The 2,429-nt window shown below is 72.8% G+C and carries 1 protein-coding gene; it reads left to right on the top strand.

Features of this window, described 5'->3' with window-relative positions:
- The coding region (locus DXXMK7_RS00025; RefSeq protein ID WP_038917298.1) for a hemolysin BL-binding protein at positions 1-2,429 on the top strand (2,429 nt) is incomplete at both ends.

The following is a 2,429-nucleotide window of genomic DNA, read 5'->3' as shown; positions in this document are numbered from 1 at the left end:
AACAACCGGGGCACGCTGAGCGGCGGTCGCGTCACGCTTGAAGGCGGGCCACTGACCAACAGCGGCACCGTCACCGGGGTGGAGGCACTGACGGTGACCCTGCCCGGCACGCTGAGCAACCGCGGGCGGCTGGAAGGGCAGACGCTGAGCGTGACGGCAGACCAGCTTGACAACAGCGGCACCCTGCTGGGGGTGGACGCGCTGACGCTGGCGATTACCGGCACGGCGCGCAATCAGGCGGACGGCCAGTGGCTGAGCAATGGCGCGGGCCGGCTGACGGCGGGCGCGCTGGACAATCAGGGCCAGTGGCAGTCCGGCGCGATTGACGCCACGGCGGATACGGTCCGCAACGCCGGCCAGCTGCTCGGCCTGTCGGCGCTGACGCTGACGGCCCGCGGCGCGCTGACCAACACCGCCACCGGCACACTGCTGACGCAGGGGGCGGCGGTGCTGCGCGCGGCGGCGGCGGAGAACGACGGCGAGTGGCAGGCCGGCAGCCTGACGCTGACGGCGGACAGCCTGCGCAACGGCGGGCGTATCGCCGGCGACGGCGGGCTGCATATCACGCTGCCGGTCGGGGACGACGACCCGCGGCGCACCCCGCGGCGGGCGGTGCGGCAGCTGGCGCAGGATGTGCAGGCGGTCAGCCTGCCGGCGGGCAGCCTGAGCAACACCGGCACGCTGGTCAGCGGCGGCGACAGCCGGCTAACCGGTCGCCGGCTGGATAACCAGGGCACACTGTCGAGCGGCGGTACGCTGTGGCTGACGGCCGGCGACACCACCAACGGCGGCCGACTGGAAAGCCGCACCCTGCAACTGGTCGGCAACCAACTGAGCAATGGCGGCACGCTGCTGGCCGAGCAGGGCGGCGTGCTGAACCTGACCGGTGCGCTGACGGTGGGCGAACCGGGCCGGCTGCTGAGCAACGGCGACTGGCAGGTGCAGGCCGGGGCGGTGACCAGCCTGGGGGGCTGGCAGGGGCGTAACCTGCTGCTGACGGCGGATTCGCTCACCAACGGCGGCACGCTGCTGGCGGCGAACGACGCCACGCTGACCCTGACGCAGGGCTACAGTGGCGGCGCGGGCAGCCGGGTGCTGGGCAACGGGGCAGTGACGGTGACGGCCGACACGCTGACGCAACAGGGCGAGCTGGGCGGTGACCGGCTGCAGCTGACCACCGGCACGCTGACCAACGGCGGGCGGCTGGTGGGGCTGTCGCAACTGGAGGTGACCAGCCGGGGGCAGCTGAGCAACACCGCCGATGGCGCGCTGCTGGGCAACGGTACCGCCACCGTGACGGCGGCGGCGCTGGACAACGCCGGGCAGATACAGGGTGACGCGCTGACGCTGCAGGCGGGGACGGTGGACAACGCCGGCCGGGTACAGGGTACGTCGGCGCTGACGCTGAGCGGGGTGTCGCGCTATACCGGCGGGGCCGGCAGTCAGCTGCTGAGCGGCGGCACGGCGGCGCTGGCCATCGACAACGCCGACAACGCCGGGCGGTGGCAGGCGGGTGAACTGCGCGTTACCGGCGCCACGCTGACCAACGGCGGCACGCTGACCGGCCTGAACGGCCTGTCTCTTGACACCGCCAGCCTGACCAATACCGGACAGCTGACCACCCAGGGCGAGGCGACGCTGCGCGGGCAGCAGTTCGACAACGGCGGCACGCTGACCGCGCTGGGCGGCTTCAGCGCACAATTTAGTGACCGTGTCACCAACCGGAGCAACGGCCAACTGCTGAGCGGCGGCCGCGGCCGCCTGACCACCGGCACGCTGCTCAATCAGGGGCTGTGGCAGTCGGACCGGCTGACGCTGGAGGCGGCGACGCTGGACAACCGGGGCACGCTGCTGGGGGTCACCGACGGCGTGATACAGCTCACCGGCGCCTATCAGGGCGGGGCGGACAGCCGGCTGCTGGGCAACGGGGCGTTCAGCCTGACGGCGGCGACGCTGGACAACGCCGGGCAGATGCAGGCGCAGGACGTGACGCTGCGGGCGGCCCGCCTGCGCAATCAGGGCGGCATCAGCGGCGCCGGGCAGCTGAACGTCACGGTGGACAACCAGCTGGAGAACACCGCCGGGGCGACGCTGCTCGGCGGGGCGGTGTCGCTGAGCGGGGCGTCGGTCAGCAATGCCGGGCAGATACAGGGGGGCGGGCTGACGGTACAGAGTGGCGGCGTGCTGGACAACCTGGGCGGCGGGCAACTGCTGTCGGGCGGGGCGCTGACGCTGACCGCCGCGCAACTGAACAACGCGGGCTGGGCGCAGGGCGCGGAGCTGCTGCTGAGCACCGCGCAGCTGGACAACGGCGGCACGCTGCAGGCGCAGAACGGGCTGACGCTGCACCTGCCGCAGTGGACCAACCGCGGGACGGTGCAGGCGGGGCAGCTGGACATCACCACCGACGGGGCGCTGGAGAACCGGGG

The organism is Dickeya sp. MK7 (assembly GCF_000406305.1).
Classification (GTDB): Bacteria; Pseudomonadota; Gammaproteobacteria; order Enterobacterales; family Enterobacteriaceae; genus Dickeya; species Dickeya fangzhongdai.
Note: the sequence above shows the minus strand (reverse complement) of the source record. Positions and strands in the feature narration are given on the sequence as shown.